The 18,533-nt window shown below is 68.1% G+C and carries 20 protein-coding genes and 1 tRNA gene; 18 read left to right on the top strand and 3 right to left on the bottom strand.

The annotated features are described in order from the left end of the window. Positions 1-70 precede the first annotated feature (70 nt). The 3 genes from LO931_RS07185 (at position 71) to LO931_RS07175 (ending at position 2,511) form a co-directional block, all read left to right on the top strand. On the top strand, positions 71-1,057 hold the full coding sequence (locus tag LO931_RS07185; RefSeq protein WP_229052600.1) for a DUF916 domain-containing protein: 987 nt from the start codon (positions 71-73) through the stop codon (positions 1,055-1,057). A 144-nt stretch (positions 1,058-1,201) separates the two neighbouring features. Beyond that, the gene (locus tag LO931_RS07180) at positions 1,202-1,543 is read left to right on the top strand and encodes a PadR family transcriptional regulator (RefSeq protein WP_229052599.1); all 342 of its coding nucleotides are present in this window, start codon (positions 1,202-1,204) and stop codon (positions 1,541-1,543) included. Then, complete coding sequence (locus LO931_RS07175) at positions 1,540-2,511, top strand: permease prefix domain 1-containing protein (protein WP_229052598.1); 972 nt, start codon at positions 1,540-1,542, stop codon at positions 2,509-2,511. The genes LO931_RS07180 and LO931_RS07175 overlap by 4 nt, the downstream gene beginning before the upstream one ends. Positions 2,512-2,528: 17 nt before the next feature. Here the strand turns inward: LO931_RS07175 and LO931_RS07170 are convergent, their stop codons facing one another. After that, positions 2,529-3,737 carry a S1C family serine protease gene (locus tag LO931_RS07170; RefSeq protein WP_229052597.1) on the bottom strand — a complete coding sequence of 403 codons (1,209 nt, stop codon included), beginning with the start codon at positions 3,735-3,737 and terminating at the stop codon, positions 2,529-2,531. A gap of 131 nt (positions 3,738-3,868) precedes the next feature. Between LO931_RS07170 and LO931_RS07165 the strand changes: the two genes are divergently transcribed. From LO931_RS07165 to LO931_RS07155, 3 genes are all read left to right on the top strand, one after another. Further along, positions 3,869-3,955 (top strand) — tRNA-Ser (locus LO931_RS07165). 204 nt (positions 3,956-4,159) lie between these two features. Then, on the top strand, positions 4,160-5,287 hold the full coding sequence (locus LO931_RS07160) for an ImmA/IrrE family metallo-endopeptidase (RefSeq protein ID WP_229052596.1): 1,128 nt from the start codon (positions 4,160-4,162) through the stop codon (positions 5,285-5,287). A gap of 5 nt (positions 5,288-5,292) precedes the next feature. After that, positions 5,293-5,823: a hypothetical protein gene (locus LO931_RS07155; RefSeq protein WP_229052595.1), complete on the top strand. Its 531-nt coding sequence runs from the start codon at positions 5,293-5,295 to the stop codon at positions 5,821-5,823. 27 nt (positions 5,824-5,850) lie between these two features. On the opposite strand, the gene LO931_RS07150 is transcribed toward LO931_RS07155, so the two are convergent. Together LO931_RS07150 and LO931_RS07145 are read right to left on the bottom strand one after the other, a co-directional pair. Continuing rightward, a complete protein-coding gene (locus LO931_RS07150; protein WP_229052594.1) occupies positions 5,851-6,942 on the bottom strand; it encodes a site-specific integrase in 1,092 nt (363 codons plus the stop codon). 146 nt (positions 6,943-7,088) lie between these two features. Further along, a complete protein-coding gene (locus LO931_RS07145; protein WP_229052593.1) occupies positions 7,089-7,289 on the bottom strand; it encodes an AlpA family transcriptional regulator in 201 nt (66 codons plus the stop codon). A 260-nt stretch (positions 7,290-7,549) separates the two neighbouring features. Here LO931_RS07145 and LO931_RS07140 point away from each other — a divergent pair, with 260 nt between their 5' ends. The 12 genes from LO931_RS07140 (at position 7,550) to LO931_RS07085 (ending at position 18,384) form a co-directional block, all read left to right on the top strand. Next, positions 7,550-8,149: a hypothetical protein gene (locus tag LO931_RS07140; RefSeq protein WP_229052592.1), complete on the top strand. Its 600-nt coding sequence runs from the start codon at positions 7,550-7,552 to the stop codon at positions 8,147-8,149. A 275-nt stretch (positions 8,150-8,424) separates the two neighbouring features. Then, positions 8,425-9,069 carry a hypothetical protein gene (locus LO931_RS07135; RefSeq protein WP_229052591.1) on the top strand — a complete coding sequence of 215 codons (645 nt, stop codon included), beginning with the start codon at positions 8,425-8,427 and terminating at the stop codon, positions 9,067-9,069. Further along, positions 9,066-9,764 carry an SAF domain-containing protein gene (locus LO931_RS07130; protein ID WP_229052590.1) on the top strand — a complete coding sequence of 233 codons (699 nt, stop codon included), beginning with the start codon at positions 9,066-9,068 and terminating at the stop codon, positions 9,762-9,764. Before LO931_RS07135 ends, LO931_RS07130 begins: the two co-directional genes overlap by 4 nt. A gap of 3 nt (positions 9,765-9,767) precedes the next feature. After that, complete coding sequence (locus LO931_RS07125) at positions 9,768-10,517, top strand: hypothetical protein (RefSeq protein WP_229052589.1); 750 nt, start codon at positions 9,768-9,770, stop codon at positions 10,515-10,517. A 95-nt stretch (positions 10,518-10,612) separates the two neighbouring features. Then, on the top strand, positions 10,613-11,815 hold the full coding sequence (locus LO931_RS07120; protein ID WP_229052588.1) for a CpaF family protein: 1,203 nt from the start codon (positions 10,613-10,615) through the stop codon (positions 11,813-11,815). 44 nt (positions 11,816-11,859) lie between these two features. Beyond that, the gene (locus tag LO931_RS07115) at positions 11,860-12,678 is read left to right on the top strand and encodes a type II secretion system F family protein (RefSeq protein WP_229052587.1); all 819 of its coding nucleotides are present in this window, start codon (positions 11,860-11,862) and stop codon (positions 12,676-12,678) included. Continuing rightward, complete coding sequence (locus LO931_RS07110) at positions 12,675-13,571, top strand: type II secretion system F family protein (RefSeq protein WP_229052586.1); 897 nt, start codon at positions 12,675-12,677, stop codon at positions 13,569-13,571. Before LO931_RS07115 ends, LO931_RS07110 begins: the two co-directional genes overlap by 4 nt. A gap of 17 nt (positions 13,572-13,588) precedes the next feature. Next, positions 13,589-13,780 (top strand): hypothetical protein, encoded by a 192-nt coding sequence (locus tag LO931_RS07105; RefSeq protein ID WP_229052585.1) that lies wholly within the window; start codon positions 13,589-13,591, stop codon positions 13,778-13,780. Positions 13,781-13,844: 64 nt separating this feature from the next. Beyond that, complete coding sequence (locus LO931_RS07100; protein ID WP_229052584.1) at positions 13,845-14,240, top strand: TadE/TadG family type IV pilus assembly protein; 396 nt, start codon at positions 13,845-13,847, stop codon at positions 14,238-14,240. After that, a complete protein-coding gene (locus tag LO931_RS07095) occupies positions 14,237-14,656 on the top strand; it encodes a TadE/TadG family type IV pilus assembly protein (protein ID WP_229052583.1) in 420 nt (139 codons plus the stop codon). The genes LO931_RS07100 and LO931_RS07095 overlap by 4 nt, the downstream gene beginning before the upstream one ends. Continuing rightward, on the top strand, positions 14,653-15,075 hold the full coding sequence (locus tag LO931_RS07090) for a TadE/TadG family type IV pilus assembly protein (RefSeq protein WP_229052582.1): 423 nt from the start codon (positions 14,653-14,655) through the stop codon (positions 15,073-15,075). Before LO931_RS07095 ends, LO931_RS07090 begins: the two co-directional genes overlap by 4 nt. A 9-nt stretch (positions 15,076-15,084) precedes the next feature. Further along, positions 15,085-18,384, top strand: coding sequence for a LysM peptidoglycan-binding domain-containing protein (locus LO931_RS07085; RefSeq protein WP_229052581.1), 3,300 nt, complete (start codon positions 15,085-15,087; stop codon positions 18,382-18,384). The last annotated feature ends 149 nt before the right edge of the window (positions 18,385-18,533 follow it).

Raw genomic sequence — 18,533 nt, 5'->3', positions numbered from 1 at the left:
CGGAACCACACCAGGGTTCCGCTCCGGCGTCCGCTCCGTTCCACCCCACTCCTCCCACCAAGGACCGTCCATGCTCCGCACGACCTCCACCCTCGTCGCCCTGCTGCTCGCCCTCGTGGGCGTCGGCCTGACGGCGGCGCCCAGCCAGGCCGACACCGAGTGGAGCGTCGGACCCGCGACGGCCGCGGGTCCCGACGAGCGCATCTCGTTGCGGCACGTCGTCGATCCCGGCGCGAGCGTGAGCGACCACATCGCCGTCACCAACCTCGGCAGCGAGCCGGCGGCCTTCACCGTTGTCGCGGGCGACGGGCTGCTGGGCGACAACGGCGCGTTCGACATCGCCACGGGTGAACCTGCCGACTCGGGCGGATGGATCACGATCGGCGGGCTCGCCGAGGGCGGCACGGTGGCGGTGGCCGCGGGGGAGACCCGCGTGTTGCCGGTGACGATCGACGTGCCGGCTGACGCGACCCCGGGCGACCACCCGGCCGGCATCGCGGTCGCCCTGAGCGCGGGCGGCGACGACGTCACCGTGACGCACCGGGTCGGCGTGCGCCTGCACCTGCAGGTCGCCGGCGAGATCGAGCCGGCGCTGTCGGTCGACGTGACCGACACGGACTACAGCTCGTCGTGGATCCCGTTCGCGCCGGGGACGCTGACGGTGCGCTACGAGATCGAGAACACCGGCAACGCTCGCGTCGGCGCGGGCACTCGGGTCGAGGCCTCGGGGCTGTTCGGCCTCGGCTCGACCGAGGAGCTCGTGACGGTCGACGAGCTGCTGCCCGGTGACTCGGCGACGGGTGTCGTCGAGCTCGACGCCTGGCCGACGCTCTACCTGTCGGGCTCGGTCGAGGCGGCGGGCCTGGTCGTGGGCGAGGACCAGGTCACCGCTCCCGGCGCGACCACCGCGGACTTCCGGGGCCTCGCGATCCCCTGGACCGGCCTGCTCCTCCTCGCCCTCCTCGCCGCCGCCCTCACCTACCGCACCCGCACCCGCAACCGCCCCACCCCCACCGACGTACCGCTCGCGAGAGACCTTGTTACCTCTCGCGAGTGACTTTGTTGGTGGTCACGAGCGAGCTTGTCGCCCAGAGCGCCCTCCCCAGAACGCCCTCAGCCTGCGCGGCGGAGGGCGTTCTGGCGCTCGATCCGCCATCTGTCGCTGTTGCAATAGTGTGTGACACACAGTAATGTCGAACGCATGACAAAGGACGACGTACTCCCCGGGCACCTGCAGGAGCTCCGTCGCGGCACGGCCGTGATGGCGAGCCTCGCGGCGCTCCGGGAGCCCGGGTACGGCTACGCCCTGCTGCAGACGCTGGGCGACGCCGGGATCGCCGTCGACGCCAACACGCTCTACCCCCTGCTGCGCCGGCTCGAGGAGCAGAAGCTCCTGACCGCGGAGTGGGACACCACGGCGTCGCGGCCGCGCAAGATCTACCGAACCGGACCCGAGGGCGAGCGCGTGCTGGCGGCGATGCTGGCCGACCTCGACGCGCTGCGTGCATCCGTGAACCGACTCACCGAGGGGAACGCCTCATGACCACGACCCAGACGAACACCCTGACCGACCGCTACGTCCACGCGACGACCCGGTGGATGAGCGAGGAGAAGCGGGACGACATCTCGCGCGAGCTCACCGCCACGATCGACGACATGATCGCGGGGCGGGTCGAGGCCGGAGAGGACCCGGCCGAGGCCGAGCGCGACGTGCTCACCGAGCTGGGTGACCCGTCGGCGCTGGCCGCGCAGTACGGCAACCAGCCCCTGCACCTGATCGGGCCGCGCTACTTCCTGCTCTGGCGCCGGCTGACCCTGCTGGGCCTGATCTGGATCCCGGCCACCGTCGGCGTGATCGTGGCCTTGGCGCAGCTCGCCTCCACCGACGACCCGGCGAGCGTGATCGGGCACGGCATCGGCACGGCGTTCGAGGTCGCGGTGCAGGTCGTGTTCTGGACGACCCTCGCCTTCGCGATCCTCGAGCGCGTCGACGTCGACGCGAAGATCCCCGGGTGGAGCATCGACCGGCTGCCCGAGGTGCCGCGTCGCCAGCAGATCGGTCTCGCCGACATGATCGCGGGCGTCTTCTTCACCGGCTTGGTGATCGCCGTGCTCGTGCTCCAGCACTTCCGCTCGTGGGTCGAGGGGCCCAGCGGCGACGACGTGCCGGTGCTCGACCCTGACCTGTGGTCGTTCTGGCTGCCGCTGCTGATCGGCGTCCTGGTCGTCTCGATGGTCTTCGAGGTGGTGAAGTTCCGGATCGGCCGCTTCACCTGGCCGGTCGTCGCCGGCACGATCCTGATCTCGCTCGCCTGGGCTGTGCCGTTCATCTACCTCGCGGCCAACGACATGCTCCTGAGCCCGGAATTCGTCCAGGCGCTCGACATCACCCCGACCGTGCTCGACCGCATCAACCTCGGCACCGTGCTGGTGACGATCGCGGTCGAGGTGGGCACGGTGATCGACGCGGTCGTGAAGAACCGGAAGGCCACCCGCGCACCCGGGGCCTGAGCCCCGGGCGCGGTCCGTCAGCCGACGGGGCCGGTCCCGAGCGTCACCGTCGCGGTGTGCTCGGCGCCGGCTCCGTCGACCCACGTCAGGGTGACGCTGTCGCCGGGGGCGTGCTCGGCGATGAGTCCGGAGAGCTCCTCGGGGGTGTTGACGGCGGTGCCGTCGAGCGCGGTGATCGTGCTGCCGGCGGCGATCTGCGCCTCGGCCGCGGCGGTGTCCTCGATGGTTCCCGCGACGAGCGGGGTCTGCGACTGGGGATCGAGCTGGACACCCAGGAAGGCGCTGTCGCCGATGTGGATCGTGTCGGACTCGAGGCCGCCGACGATCTGCTTCGCGGTCTGCAGGGCGTCGCGGATCGGGACGGCGTAACCGACGATGTCGGCCTGGCCCGAGGAGGCCGCGGTCGTCATGCCGACGACGTCGCCGTCCTCGTCGTAGAGCGCGCCGCCGGAGTCGCCACCCACGACGTCGGCGTCGACCTCGATGAGGCCGGTCAGCTCCTCGGCGCCGGAGCTGGACTGCGCCGTGATGCTCTGGTCGAGGTCGGTGACCACGCCCGCTGCGGCGCTGGCCGCGCCGCCGTCGCCGTTGGCGTTGCCGACCGCGGTGATCGCGTCGCCGACCGCGACGTCCTGGCTCGTGTCGAGCGAGACCGGCGTGAGGTCGGAGGCGTCCTGCAGCTGCAGCACGGCGACGTCGGCGGTGTCGTCGTAGCCGACGACGTCGGCCTGGTAGGTGTCACCCGTGCTGACGACCTCGACCTCGATGCTGGTGGCGCCCTCGATCACGTGGTGGTTCGTGAGGATGGTGCCGTTCTCGGTGAGGATCATGCCGGTGCCCGCGCCGCCGCCGTCGCCGTAGCCGACGACGGTGTTGATGTAGACGAGACCCTGCTCCTGCTCGTCGGTCGCGTCGGCGGCGGGCGAGCTGGCGTTCTGCGTCTGGCCCTCGTCGCTCGGGACGAGGTTCGTGATGCCGGGGGCGGCGACGGACGAGCTGGAGTCGTGACGCGCCTCCGTGATCGCGAAGGCGAGGCCCGCGGTGCCGGAGCCGATCACCAGCGCGGCACCCAGGCCGACCGCGGCGATCGCGAGGCCGCGGCGGTGGTTCGACGCGGCAGGCGGCGCGGGGGCCGGGGGCGGCGGGGGTGGGGTGAAGGCAGCGCTCGGGGGCGGCGGTACAGGGCTGAGCTGCTCGTCGGACCGGGGTGTCGTCTCGTCGTTCACGTCAGGGCTCCTCGTCATCGGTACCTCCAGGTAACCGCGCCCTCCTATGGCGATCCTGTGACGATCCGCAAGATTTGCCGCGAATCGACCCCGTTTCGGCCTCAGGGCGCGCCTGACGTAAGATCCTCGGCGGTGGCGTGTCCGAGCGGCCGAAGGTGCATCACTCGAAATGATGTGTGGGGTCAAACCCACCGTGGGTTCAAATCCCACCGCCACCGCGTGACGAGGACCCCCGGAAACAACTGCAATTGCAGCGTTCCGGGGGTCTTCTCGTTCATCGTCAAGCGCTCCGTGCCCACATTTTGCCCACATTTCTCCGAAGGGGCGCCCGGTCAGCATGCGGCTGGCTATGTGGAGAGTTCGGAACACCGGAGACTTATCGCACACTTGCGATTTTGGCAAGCATCTCATACGCTTAGAGCATGGACGTCACTGAAATTCCGGCGCGCGTCCGCACGCTCTTGGACCATCACTCTGAGTCGCAGACAGAGCTAGCGAAGCATCTTTCGATTGATGAGACACGCCTCTCAAAGTCTCTGTCCGGGCGTCGTGCTTTCACGTCCTTGGACTTGGCGGAGATAGCCGAGCACTTCGGTACGACCGTCGATTGGTTGCTCGGCCTCGAAGAACGCCGGGCCGCCTTGGCTGCCCGATCGAGTTCGGGAGTCGGTCTTTCTTCTGCCATTGACCTCGCCGAGGAGTTCGCGGAAGTTCGCGGAGTACTTTCAACCCTTGGCTTTGCTCACGCAGTTCCGGACATCGGCCGCGGAGGTAGTGGTCTCTGGTACGAGCAGGGAGAGCAAATGGCGCAGCTTGCGCTTGCTCTGCTTAACGAGGGCGACTCCCACGTGGGGGCATCTACAGCTCAGTTGTGCTCACTTGTGGAGCAGGCCTTCGGTGTAGACGTCGCGATCGAGAACGTTCCAAGCGGTTGCGACGGGCTCACATGGCGTGACGAGACATCGGCGCTGATCGTAGTTGCTGCTTCTGAGAACCTGGCGCGTCAGCGTTTTACGCTGGCGCATGAGTTATGCCATGCATTGTCGGAGGATGATCAGGGTCTCCACGTAGACGAGAACATTTTCGATCCGCAGCGCAAGAAGCAACCCTCGGAGGTGAGGGCCAACGCTTTCGCTGCTTCCTTCTTGATGCCAGTGGACGTGTTGACTGGTTTCGCTGAAACGAAGCCCGTCGGTGTGCGCGAGCACTTTGCGGAGTTGGCATTCAAGTTACTGGTCTCGCCATCGAGCTTGTCCTGGCGACTCCTGAACCTTGGGTTGATAGTGGACACCGAGCGCGTGTCGCTTGGCTCGATGAGTTTGGCCGATTGCGCGCGGACGATCGGAAGAGCCGAGGACCTCCAGCAACTGATCGCTTTCAGCTCATCGCCGAGACCCCCGGTAGCGCTATTGGCGGATGCGCTTGCGGCCTATGAGGGCGAAAAGACATCACTCCGGATGTTTGCCCGCGTAGCGAGGCGCCCGGTAGACCAAGTTCGAGCTGCGCTGGACGCGCTCGATGACGGAGATAATCCACGCGACGCTGCCTGATCAACGTGACCTACCTATTCCCGGATAACACCGTCCTCTGCAATTTCGCCGCGGTTGAACGGTTGGACGTTCTCCGGCAGGTCTTGGACGGCAACGGCCGATGGTGTGAAGCGGTAAAGGCTGAAGCGGCCAACTCCGCGCCATTCCACCCGCAACTGGCGTCGATCCCCAATGAAGGATGGCTTGGCGACGCGATCGAAGTCTCAGATGCGGAGGAGATCCGTCGGATCGACGTCATTCGTCGTCAACTGATGGGCGGTAGCGCGCGGCGTCCAACCCAGCATCTTGGTGAAGCCCAGACTTGCTTCGTCATCGAAGAGCGCTCGGAGTTCAGTGGTGCGGTCTGGATTAGTGATGATAGAGACTCGCTTGAGCACGCAAAATTCAGGCGGATCGCGACCAGGGAGACCGTCGATCTTGTTAGAGATGCGGTTGCCGGGTCGATTGTGACGAGGCCCGTGGGCTTCGCGCTGCTGGAGCAGATGAGATCGGTAGGTCGTTCGCTGCGTGTGCCCAGGTCCCTAAACGAGCTCTGAACCGTCGCGTGGGGTAGCGCCTCAGGATCAGGGGTGCATGTACTTGGCACCTGCCGAATCCAGCGCGGTCGCGACCGCGTCGAGGTCGTCGTCGAACAGGCCGCTATAGATGTCGAGGGTCATCGCGGCGCTCTTGTGACCGAGCATTCGTTGGACTGATTTCACGTTGGCGCTGGCTGAGATCGCGAGGCTCGCTGCAGTGTGCCGGAGGTCGTGCGGGGTGATTCGAGCGATCTTCGCTCGTCGGACTGCCCCAGCGAACCAGCCACCGCTTCCCATGTCGCTGCGGGTGCGTCGCATGAGACCACCCTCGGCTCCGGTAAAGATGTAGTCGTCCGGGTGCTTGTCGTCGCACAGTTCACGGATGCTCGCGTCCAGCATCGCCGGGAATGGCACCGATCGTCGTTCGTGAGTCTTCGGTGTGCCGACCTCGACACGCGATCCGATCTCGACGGCGTTCTGGTTGATGTTCAGGCGTCGACGCTGAAGATCTACATCCTTCACTCGAAGTCCGATGGCCTCGCCCCAGCGAAGACCGCAGTAGCCGAGCACCAGCACGAAGGTCTTGTGGTTGCCGCACTCGTTGGCAAACCGATGGAGTTGCTCGTGCGTGAGGTAGACACGCTCCTTCGAGACCTTGCGCGGAGTCGAGATCCCGCGGCAGGGATTGCTCATGATGCGCCGGTCCCTGACCGCGTCGTCGAGGATCCCTGAGAGGACACCGAGCACTCGTTTGACGGTCGTCGCGCTAAGACCACGCCTGTGCAGCTCGGTGATCCACGATTGGACAGCGGTGAACTCAATGCGCGACACCGGCGTGAGACCCCACCGTGGCTCGACATGCACGTGCCATGCGCTGGCGAGGGTGCGCCAAGTCGACGGCTTCACGGTGGTCTTTCGCTCAAGCCAGGCCTCGCCAAGTTCCGCGACCGTGATCTTTGACCGGCTCGCGTCGACGTACTCGCCACGAAGCTTCGAGACCGTCACCGTGGCGGCAAACTCCTCGGCCTCACGCTTCGTCCGGAAGCCCCTCCGGTCGGTCTGACGGTTGTCAGGCGTGCGGTACCTGACGCGGTAGCGCTTGCCGTGACCGGTCTCGTACGCGGTGATCGTCGCCATCGCAATACCTCCTCGTGCCCAAGAGCATCTGAGAGCTAACGCCCGGTCTCGCCGACGCTATGCATTGAGACACTCCCGGATCAGGGCCACTCGCGCGCCTGTGGACAAGTAGCGCAGTCTCAGCTTTGTGGATGTTCGCCTGGGCATCAGCCGGAGGTCTGAGTACGGCGGTGGCCGCGGAGCCACTCCTCGACGTCTGCAAGCGCATACCGAACGCGCGTTCCGACCTTGACGTAAGTGGGCCCGGTGCCGAGGTATCGCATCTGGGCGAGTTGTCCTTCGCTGACTCCCAGATGCTCCGCGAGGTAGCCCGGCGACAGGAGCTGTTCGATCATCGGTTCTGTCATGGTTCGTCTCCATCACGAGTAGTGGTCACCCCTCACGGCCCAGTTCCGGGCATCGGGTGATCGTTTGCTCGTAGGCGATTTGCGCACCGCATCGGACCCCACTTGGTCGACACGAAGGCGTGACGTGTGGACAGATCCCGATTTCCACAATCAGGAAACTGATCACTCAGCGGCTGAACCTGGGCATTAAGGGTTGAAAGGTCAGCGCTTCTAGGTGAAGCATGTAGCCAACGCAGACAGGCACCGGGGGGTGTGTGCGTATGAATCGACGGTCCTTCAATCGTCTCAGCGGTCTCACAACGCTGCTTCTTGCGGCTATTCTCCTCGCAGGCTGTCAGGACGAGGGGGCTCTGTCATCGTCGCCGTCGTCCGGCTCGACCTCGACGCCCGCTCCTTCGTGGGAGGACGGCCTGACAGAGGACCAAGTCGACGCCGCTTACGGGGCGATCGACTTCCTACACGCGTACGACGCGAAGATCGAGAGCTTCGTCGAGGTCGGTAAGGCGACGCCAGAACAGCTGCAGTATCTCCAGGACAACCACGCTGGCTGGCGGACCGTTTGGGACGCGGCGATCGCCAACGAGGCTGAAGGTCGAACGTCGGCGTACGAACCGGGATGGGACGCGACGACGACGCCGACCGAGGTGACCGTGACGCCCGAGAGCTACGCCTTGGTCACCATCACCCGGTGTATCGACCCGAGCAAGATCACCGACTACATCGGGGGTGTCGAGCAGCCGCAACCCCTCGTCGGGGGTTACGAGCAGTACGTCGGCTTGCAGCGAGACACGGCGGGCAATTGGAAGGTCAGTGGCATCTCTGCCGACGCGGAGGCGTCATGCGATCTCTCTGCCGATTGAGCCTGGGGCTGTCGCTTCTCGCGGTACTGACTTTTACCTCTGTTCTGGTGCGGGCTCCCTCGGCGCAGGCGGCATGTGTGAACGGTCAGGAGACCTACGTAGACCCGAACACCGGAACTGTGAAGACGCGGGTGTGTGACGGCGGGAATCCGGGTGGCGGCGGAACACCCGGCACCGGCGGACCGACGCAGTGCACTCGCTCGACGGGCGAGGCCATCCCGTGCACCTCTGGCTCTGCGCGCTGGTCTCCGGCAAACGACTGCTACCTGTTTGCAATGGATCAGCCTGCTGCCGACGACCCGCGATGGGCGACGTCGGGCGGCACGCCTGAGACAGGCCGTTTCTACGCGTGCGATGACAACCCACAGTTATGGATCTACGTGGCCAACGGTGAGGCCGCGCCGCCTGACCCTGCTGAGCTGGCGCAGCAGGCCTTCGGCGCGGTGCAACTGACGACGCCGACGGTGCAGCTGGCTCCGGCGCCGCCGGCGAAGTCCTACGTCGGCTTGGACACGTGGATGTGGATGCCACTGGGGCAGTGGGCTCCACTGACGAACACCGTCACGGCCGGCGCGACGTCGGTGACGGTCACGATCGAACCGCGTTGGGTGACCTGGAACATGGGCCCGGGCTCGAAGGTCTGTTACGACGCGGGCCGCGTCTGGAAGGTCGGTCAGATGCCGCCTGGATCGACGACATCGTGCTCCTACAAGTACACGCGGGTGAGCGACTTCCAACCCAACGGGGCGTGGCCGGTCTCGGCTGCGATCACCTGGCGCGTCAACTGGACGTGCGCTGGTAACTGCTTGGCGGCTGCGGGCTCTCTCGGTGAGGTCGACGGCCCTGCGGGGACCGCGAACTTGGTCGTGGGGGAGCGTCAGTCGGTCAACGTCTTGCCCGATGAGAAGAGGAAGTCATGAGCACTCGCACGCCCGCGCCGCCTTCGTCGAGTAGCCGGGAGGGCGTGCTGTCGGGTCGACGGATTGACGACCGGCGTCTTCGGGCGCTGCCTCGGCGGCGTGGTCTTCTGGCCGTCGCCGGTCTGATGATCGCCGGGTCGGCCCTGGCCGGCGCGGTGCTGTTCTCGCAGCTCGGTGACCGTACCGACGTCCTCGCTGTCAAGGAGGACGTCGCCAAGGGACAGGTCATCACCGAGAAGGATCTCGAGCGCAAATCTGTCGGCGGCGTCGACGGCGCGATCCTGGTCTCGGCGCTCGACACGGTCGTGGGCACCACGGCGACGGTGGACATGGTCGCCGGGCAGATCGTCACTGACTCGATGGTCACCAGTGACCCCGTCCCCGGTGACGGTCGAGCGACGGTCGGATTGAGCCTGGACGCGGCACGTGCCCCGTCGGCCGGTCTCGGTGCTGGCGACTTGGTCAGTGTGGTCGCGGTGCCGAGCGGCACGGTCGACCTGGGCGCGAGCACCGCCTTGGACGCCCCGCAGATCCTCGCCCGCGAGGCTGAGGTCCTGGACGTGCAGGGATCGGCCACCGAAGGTGCCACGGTCCTGGTCACGGTCGTCGTCGACGAGGACGACGCCTCCACGATCGCCGCGTACTCCGCGGCGGGGCTTGTGGCCGTGGTCGAGACCGCAGCAGCGGGGGACTGACACGTGCTGACTGTCCTGTACTCGGCCAAGGGCGCTCCCGGCGTGACGTCGACGGCGCTCGCGCTCGCGGCGGTGTGGCCGCGACCGGTGATCCTGCTTGAGGCCGACCCCGCCGGAGGCGACCTGGCGTACCGGTGCCGGGGGGCATCCGGCGGATCGGTGGCCTCGAGCCCGAACCTGTTGGGCTTCGCGGCCGCGACCCGTGGCGATCGCGAGTCGACTCTGCAGGAGTGGTCCCAGCCGCTGGCCTGTGGCGTGCAGGTCGTCGCGGGTGTCCAGCTGCCTGCCCAGGCTCGCGGCATCGGGGACATGTGGCGCCGCCTCGCGGTGACCGCCGCCTCGGCCGACGTTGACGTGATCGCCGACATCGGCCGACTCGGCCACGACGCCTCCACGATGCCGCTGCTGGTCTCGGCCGACGTGCGGGTCCCGGTGATGGCCAGCGCGGTCGAGTCGATCCTGCACACCCGAGCGCACCTCTTGGATGTGACCGTTGCCGGCGGGCGAACGGCCCCGCTGATGGTCGGCCCCAGCCGGTCCGCGGCCGCGGACGGCCGCGACGTCGACGACGTCCTGACACAGGCCGGCGTCATCGTCGCCCCCACCACGCACTTGCCCCTGGATCATCCCGGGCTCACGGCCTTGCAGAGCGGGGCGTCCCCGGCCGGGCGTGGCCGCACCTCTCAGCTGGTGCGCGGTGCCCGTACGGCCGCCGAACACCTGCTCGCGACCGCAGGACTGGAGGTCCACTGATGAGTCTGGACAGCGAGCTCGTCGCCCGCCTGCAGCAGCAGGTCGGAGACCGGCTGCAGACCCAGCGGGCGCAACGCCGCCAGGCCGGCCAGCCGGTGCTCTCCCCGGCCAGTGAGCAGCAGCTCGCCCGGCAGATGATCGCCGAGGTCCTGCGCGGTCATGCTGAGAGCCGTATGGCCGAAGGGCTTCAACCGCTGGATGCCGACGCCGATGACGAGATTTCCGAGGCCATCTACGCGCGCATGTTCGGTGCGGGCCGGCTGCAACGTCTCCTCGATGAGGACGCGATCGAGAACATCGACATCAACGGGGCCGACGAGGTCTGGATCAGCCGTGCGGGCGCGGACTACCCCGAACGCGGGGAACCGGTCGCCGCCAACGATGCCGAGCTGATCGAGATGATCCAGACCCTCGCGTCCTTCAGCGGCCTGTCGTCGCGACCCTTCGACGCGGCGAACCCCGAGCTAGACCTGACACTGCCTGACGGGAGCCGCCTGTCGGCGGTCCAGTCGGTCGCGGAACGCCCTGCGGTCTCCATCCGCCGGCACCGGTTCCAGAAGGTCGACCTGGACGACCTGGTCGGCCTCGGCACGTTGACCCACGAGACTGCCGACTTCCTGCGCGCGATCGTCGCCGCAAGGTTCTCCGTAGTGATCGCTGGTGGAACCAACGCCGGAAAGACCACTCTCCTTCGAGCGATGGCGGCCGAGGTCGACCCACGCGAACGCATCATCACCATCGAGAAGGCGCTCGAGCTCGGCCTGCGCGATGACCGCGAACGCCACCCGAACTGCCTGGCCCTGGAGTCGCGCCCGGCCAACACCGAGGGCGCCGGCGGGATCACCATGGCGCAACTGGTCAAGCGCACCCTGCGTCAGAACCCGTCACGGGTCATCGTCGGTGAGGTCCTCGGCGACGAGATCGTGCCCATGCTCAACGCGATGAGCCAGGGCAACGACGGCTCCCTGTCGACCATCCACGCCGACAGCGCCCGCGAGAGCTTCAACCGCATCAGCAGCTACGCCCAACAGGCCGAGGGTCTGCCACGCCAGGTCGTCCACGAGATGATCGCCGGCGCGGTGGAGTTCGTCGTGTTCGTCGGCCGAGACACCCATGGCGGCGTCCGCCGGGTCCGGACGATCCTGGAGGTCAACGGGTACGACGAGCAGATCGGTGTCTCCGCCTCCGAGGTGTTCACCTCCGACGCCGACGGCAACGCGGTGCGGAACTACAACGTGCCGGTCCAGCGTGCCGAACGTCTGCGCGCGACCGGTTGGAACGACGGGGACGGTTCCTGATGAGCGTCCTCGGACTCCTGATCGGGGCAGGCCTGGCTGGCGGGGTGACCCTCGCCGTGGCGGCATGGCTCGGCTGGTCCCCGCCGCCACTGCCGTCGCGCACGACCACCCGCCTGACCGCAGCTCGCCACCGGCTCTGGAAGTCGGCGGTCGCGGTGATCGTCGTTGCGATACTGGCCCGTTGGCCGGTCGCCGCCGCGGCGGCCGGCGCGGTGACCTGGATGTGGCCGGCGTTGTTCGGCAGCAAGGCTGAGGGTCGCGCACACCTGGCACGCCTGGAGGCGGTGGCCATCTGGACCGAGTCGCTGCGCGACACCATGGCGGCCGCGGTCGGCCTGGAGCAGGCCATCATCGCCTCCGCCGAAGCCGCGCCGCCCGCGATCGCAACGGAGCTGAACCGGCTGGTCGGACGCCTGCGCGCCCACGTGCCCGTGCCGCAAGCCCTGGCCGCGTTCGGCGAGGATTTGGACGACCCCTCGGTCGACCTAGTCGTGGCGGCACTGATCATGAACGCCCGCCTGCGAGGTTCGGGCCTGACAAGGACCCTGACCGCGCTGGCCGAGACCGCGCGCTCCGAGCTGGAGATGCGCACCCGGGTCGAGGAAGGCCGCAAGACGCTGCGACGTGACTCGCTGACGATCGTCGGCGTGACGCTCGCGTTCGCTGGGGGAGTGTCGCTGCTCGCGCGTGACTACCTCGAGCCCTACAACAGCCCAGTCGGGCAGATGATGCTTGTCCTGGTGTTGGGCTGCTTCATCGGCGGGTTCGCCTGGATCCGCCGCTCCTCACGAATCCATCTGCCGGAGCGGTTCCTGGCTCGCCCGGAAGACCTCGTGCTCGAGCAGACCGGAGCGGGCCGATGATGATCGCCGCATTGCTCGTCGGCGCCGCCGGGGGAGTGGGACTGCTCGCCCTGGTGTGGGCCGTGGTGCCGCCTCGGCGCGACCTCGCCGCCGCAGTCGCAGCGATCGACTCGCGCCGTCCCAGCACCATCACCGCTAACCAGGACATCCAGGAGCCGTTCAAGGACCGGCTCGGGCGGTGGTTGACCGTCCTGCTGGAGCGCAACGGATTCGCGGTGCCGAAGCTCCGCGCGAACCTGGCCCTGCTGGACCGTCCGCTCGAGGCGCACCTGGTCTCCATGCTCGCGATGGCCGGGTTCGGTCTGAGCCTGCCGCTGCTGGTGGGCCTAGTCGTCAACGCGGCCGGGGTCAGCACGGGCCTGTCCGTTCCGCTGCTGCTGGGTCTGGCCTTGGCGGTCGGCTTCGCGATGCTTCCCAACTCCTCGGTGGCGACTGCGGCTGCCGTGCGGCGAGACGAGCTGCGCCGGGCGATGGCCTGCTACCTCGACCTGGTCTCCATGGCCCTGGCCGGCGGTCGCGGCGTGCCCGAGGCGCTGCCCGCCGCCTCGCAGCTCGGCCGAGGCTGGTCCTTCGACGTGATCGCCGACGCCTTGGCCCTGGCTCGTTACTCCGGCACCACGCCGTGGGAGGCACTGCGCGAGCTAGGCGAGCGCGTCGACGTCGCGGAACTGCGCGACTTGGGGTCCGCGCTGAGCCTCGTCGCCGACGACGGAGCAAAGGTCCGCGAATCCCTGCGCGCCCGCGCGGCCACCGCCCGCGCCCGTCAGTTGGCCGAGGCCGAAGGTGCAGCCGAACGCGCCTCGAACTCGATCACGAACGCCCAACTCTTCCTGGGATTCAGCTTCCTGCTGTTCCTCGGATACCCCGCCGTCGCGGCCGTGATGGCGATCTAAGAACAAGGGAGTCACCCATGAACACTCAGCTGAGCATGATCGCAGCCTGGATGCTCTCGTATCTGAGCCCCGAGAAAATGCGCCACGACGAGCGCGGAGTCGCCTCCGAGGTGATCTGGATGGGACTGCTGGCTGCTGCCGCGGTCGCCGTCGGGGTCATCATCACCGCCAAGCTGATGAGCGAGGCAAACGGAATCGACCTGGGGTGATCACCGAGAGGCCCTTTAGGGCCTTGTGGTGGACGGGCAGCGAAACCATGACCGAGGGGCCATCGTGACGGTGAAGCAACGAGACGATCGGGGCAGCATCGCATCGTCGCTCGTGATCTCCGCGACGATGTTCCTGTTCGTCATGGGCATCATTCAGCTGGGGATCGTTCTCCACGCGCGCAACGTCGCCGAGGCCGCCGCCCAGGAAGCCATGTCGACCGCCGCCGCCTACGACGGAACCGAGAGCTCCGGGCAGTCGTCTGCGACGCGAGCCATGGACACGCTCGGCCCGGACGTGCTGAGTGATCGCACGGTGGAAGTCGAACGCACGGCCACCACCGTCACGGTCCGGATCACCGGCACCGCGCTGAACTTCCTGCCCGGCATCAGCCCGAAGATCGTCGAGACCTCGACCGGGCCCGTCGAGCGGTACGTGCCCCCGGAAAGCGACACCCCATGAGCCGCTGCCGGCGCCGCTCAGATGAGGGAGCCAGCACGGCGGAGTTCGTCGTGCTGACCCCGCTGCTGTTCGCGATCTTCCTGTTCGTCGTCGGTCTCGGACGGATCGCGTCCGCGCACCAAGACGTCGAGGACCTCGCCGGAGAGGCCGCGCGAGCCGCGTCGCTGGAACGCAACACCTCCCTGGCGGCCGGCCGCGGCGAGGAGACCGTCCGAGCGTCCCTGCAGAACCGTGGCCTGTCGTGTGCCCAGCTGACCGTCAACGTCGACGTCTCGAGCTACCAGCCCGGAGGCGTGGTCCGTGCCGATGTCACGTGCATCGCCGACCTGAGCGACGTCGCGATCAGCGGACTGCCCGGGACCAAGAACTTCACCGGCACCGCGACGGTCCCGATCGAGGAGTACCGGTCCAAATGAACGATCCCACGACGCCCCGCGACGAGCGCGGGACCACAGCGCTCTTCATCGTGCTGATGACCGTGGCCATGCTCGCCGCCGCGGGTCTGGTCGTCGACGGCGGCGCGGCGCTGGGCGACCGCCGCACGCTTACCAACCAGGCCGAGCAGGCCGCCCGCGTCGGCGCCGACGCCCTCAACCAAGACTCGCTACGCGACGGCGGCCGCCCTTCTGTTGACCCGGCCCGGGCGCGCGCTGCAGCGGACGCCTACCTGCGCTCGGTCGGCGCCCCGCCGGCGACCATCACGATCACCGGTGGCCGCGTGAGCGTGACCCTCAAGGGTCAGACCAACACCAACATCCTTGCGCTGGCCGGCCTGACGTCGATCTCGATTTCAGGCACGGGGACGGCCGAGTCGATCGATGCCGACGGCCTCTAGGAGACGACCATGAAGTGGATCAAGGCTCTCGGCGCACTGATGCTGCTCGGCGCCATCATCATCGGCACACCGCTGCTGCTTGTGGCGTTCGTGGGATCACCGATCCCCGACGACCTCAGCCTCGGGATGCAGCTGACCGACGCCGTGTTAATCCAGTTGCTCTCCCTGATCGTGTGGGCGTTCTGGCTGCAGACCTGCTGGTGCATCGCGCTCGAGATCGTGGCCGCCGCGAAGTCGCACCAGCTGAACCGCACACCCGGCGCGTTCGGCGTCCAGACCCTGTTCGCCCGCACCATGATCGGCCTGGTCGTCGCCGCGTTCGTCAGCGTTCCGCTGCTGCCGTCGCCCGTGCAGGCCAACACCGCACCAGTACCGACGCGGTCTCCGTCGCAGACACCCGAGGCCGTCACGCCGGCAGCCGAAGCAACACCCGAAGCGGGGACCGAGACGCCCGCGGTCGACCCGGCTCCGGCGACCGTTGAGGTCGTCGTCGAACGTGGGGACACGCTCTGGGCCCTGGCGCAGACACACCTCGGCGATGCCGAGCGGTGGACCGAGATCGCCCAGCTCAACGACGGTCTGACGATGGTCGACGGCTCGACGTTCGCCTCCGCCAGCCTCCTGCGCCCCGGATGGGTCCTCCAGCTGCCCAGCACCGCCGCTTCGCATGCACCCACCACGGCACCGGCAACTGCAGCCGTCGACTACACGGTGCAGGCCGGTGACACTCTGTCGCAGATCGCCGCCGACGAGCTCGGTGACCCAGGCCGATACCCGGAGATCTTCGAGGCGTCCAAGCACCTGGAGCAGCCCATCGCGCTGACCGACCCGAATCTGATCTACCCCGGTCAGGTCCTCGACATTCCCGACGCTCCCTCCGAAGTCCAGACCCCTCAGCCCGCGCCCGCACCGGCGTCTGCCCCCGACCCGGCGCCTGCTCCCGCTCCGGAGCTGGACTCGTCGTCCGCCCCCGAACCGGAACCGGCTCCGGCGCCCGAGGTGGTCGTGCCGGACGAGGCTGCGCTGGAGGCCGTTCCGGAGGTCCTCGCGGCCCCCGGCGTCATGACGGGATCGCAGGGAACCGTCCCGAGCAGCCCGGCGCCACCGCCTCCCGCCCCCCAGACCACCAATCCGACCCCGGCCGACCACGGCGAGCTGGACACGGTCTCGACCGAGGCCGACGCGGCCGACGACAGCTCCCTGCCCGGTTGGGTCTGGCCGTCAATGGCGTGTGGAGGTGCGCTGCTCGCCGGTGGACTTCTACTGGCGCTGCGCCAGCGACGCAGCACCCAGCACCGCTCACGCAGACCTGGTCTCGTGCTGGCCATGCCCACCGCGATCGCGCGGGAGGCTGAACGTTCGATCGCGACGGCCGGGGCCGAACCAGTCGACCTGATCGTGCTGGTCGACCAGGTTCTGCGCCGCACCGCCGCCCACCTGCGCGCCGCGAACCAGCAGACCCCCGACATCGCGGCCGTGGAGATCACCCCCGCCGACATCGCCCTGCACCTGCGCACTCCGGCCGAGGCGCCGCAGCCTTGGGCGACCTCGGAGGACTCCCTGCTCTGGATCCTCGACCGGTCGGCCGACCTGGATTCGATCGGACCTGACCCGCTCGACGACCCGTCCCCGTGGCCGCTGCTGGTGACCATCGGCACCGACACCGACGACGGGATCTGGCTGCTGAACCTTGAGGGCCAGGCGGTCACCGTCACCGGCGACCCGCAGAAGGTACAGGACTTCGCCCGTTACGTCGCCGCTGAGATCGCGTGCAACCCCTGGTCGCGCCACACCGCGTTGGACCTGCTGGGTATCGCCGGCGAGCTGGCACCGATCAACCCCGAGCGGATCAGCTGCCACGACGACTACGCCCGCGCCGCGGCCGAGGCCGTCGCCACGGCGGTCAACACCGCCACCCGCCTCGACGCCTCCGGCGACCGCGACGCCTCGGCGGCGCGTGCGGCGGGCACCGATCCCGACACGTGGCCTTCACGGCTAGTGATCGTCGGTGGTCCGGCCGACGTCGACGAGCTCGACCAGTTCGCCGGCCTCCTGGAGTCGCAGCGCGGCCGCACCGGAAGCTCGCTGTTGGTGACCGCCGAGCACGCCGATCAGGGCATGGAGGTCCGCGTCGACGCGTTCGGTCGTCTCACGGTGCCTGCGGTGAACCTGCGTCTGGACGGTGTCGGTCTGACCCCTGCCGAGGCCGGTGGGTGCGCCACCTTGTTGACGCACGGAGAGGTCACGGTCGACGAGCCCGCCCCCGAGCTCGAGGGCGACGACCCGTGGGCCGACCTCATGACCACCACCGGTGCCCTGCGCGATGAGCACCGCATCGACCGTTCGGCGGCCGCGATCGAATTGTCGGAGTCAATCCTTCCCGAGCCGGACGAGACGTACTGGTCGGCGGCCACGACCACCGAGGACGACCTGAGCCGACTGGCACCGAAGGTGTCTCTGCGTACGCGCGACCAGGTCGCTGACGCCGACCCAGGACTCGACGAGGACCTGGCGGAGTGGAACTCCGACACCGTGGTGCGACCCCGGTTGAGTCTGCTTGGGTCGGTGTCGGCGAAGACCGCCGGAGCGCCCTTGGACAAGCGCCGGCCGTTCTACACCGAGATGTTCGCTTACCTCGCCACGCGTCCCTATGGCGCCACGACCGACGAGGTCGCGGAGGCATTCGACATCACCCCGGCGCGCACCCGCACCGACATCGGCCGCCTGCGCGACTGGCTCGGCACCGACCCGCAGACCGGGGCGAAGTACCTCCCAGATGCGCGCGAGGCTCCGGCCGCCGCGTACCGAGGCGCCGGCGTCTACCAGGTCGTCGACGCGTTGATCGACCTCGAGCTGTTCCGCCGCCTGCGCACCCGTGGCGAGAGCCGTGGACCCGACGGTGTCGACGACCTCGTGAAGGCCCTCGGCCTGGTCAGTGGTCAACCGTTCGACAAGCTCCGCCCGACCGGATGGGGGTGGATGCACGGGGGTGTCCGGCTCGACCAGCACGCGATCTGCGCGATCGCCGACGTCGCTCACATGGTCGTCATCGAGATGCTCACCCGAGGCGACACCGCGTCGGCTCGGACGGTCGTCAGCATCGCTCTACTGGCCGCCCCCGACGAGGAGATGTCGCGCCTGGACCTGGCGGCGGTGCTCGAGGCCGAGGGCCACACCGACGAGGCTGTCCGGCTCGTCCGTGAGCAGATCTGCAACCGCAGCGACGACGGCGACGCCCCCACTGAACTGCCCGCCCGGACCGCCGCTGTCCTGCAGGACCACCCAGCCCTGCTGCGTCGCGCGATCTGATCTGTCGTCTCGCAGGGGCGTTTTAAGCCCCCGGGGAAGAGCTACCGGGAAGTTTTTTCAACTTTCGGGGGTACGTGCCCTGACCTGCACAAACGTGAACGTACCCCCTACGTACCCCCTCGTTTTCGAGGCGTGGGGGGTGCGAAAGA

Origin of the sequence: Aeromicrobium sp. Leaf350, from assembly GCF_916858655.1 — a bacterium.
Classification (GTDB): domain Bacteria; phylum Actinomycetota; class Actinomycetes; order Propionibacteriales; family Nocardioidaceae; genus Aeromicrobium.
Note: the sequence above shows the minus strand (reverse complement) of the source record. Positions and strands in the feature narration are given on the sequence as shown.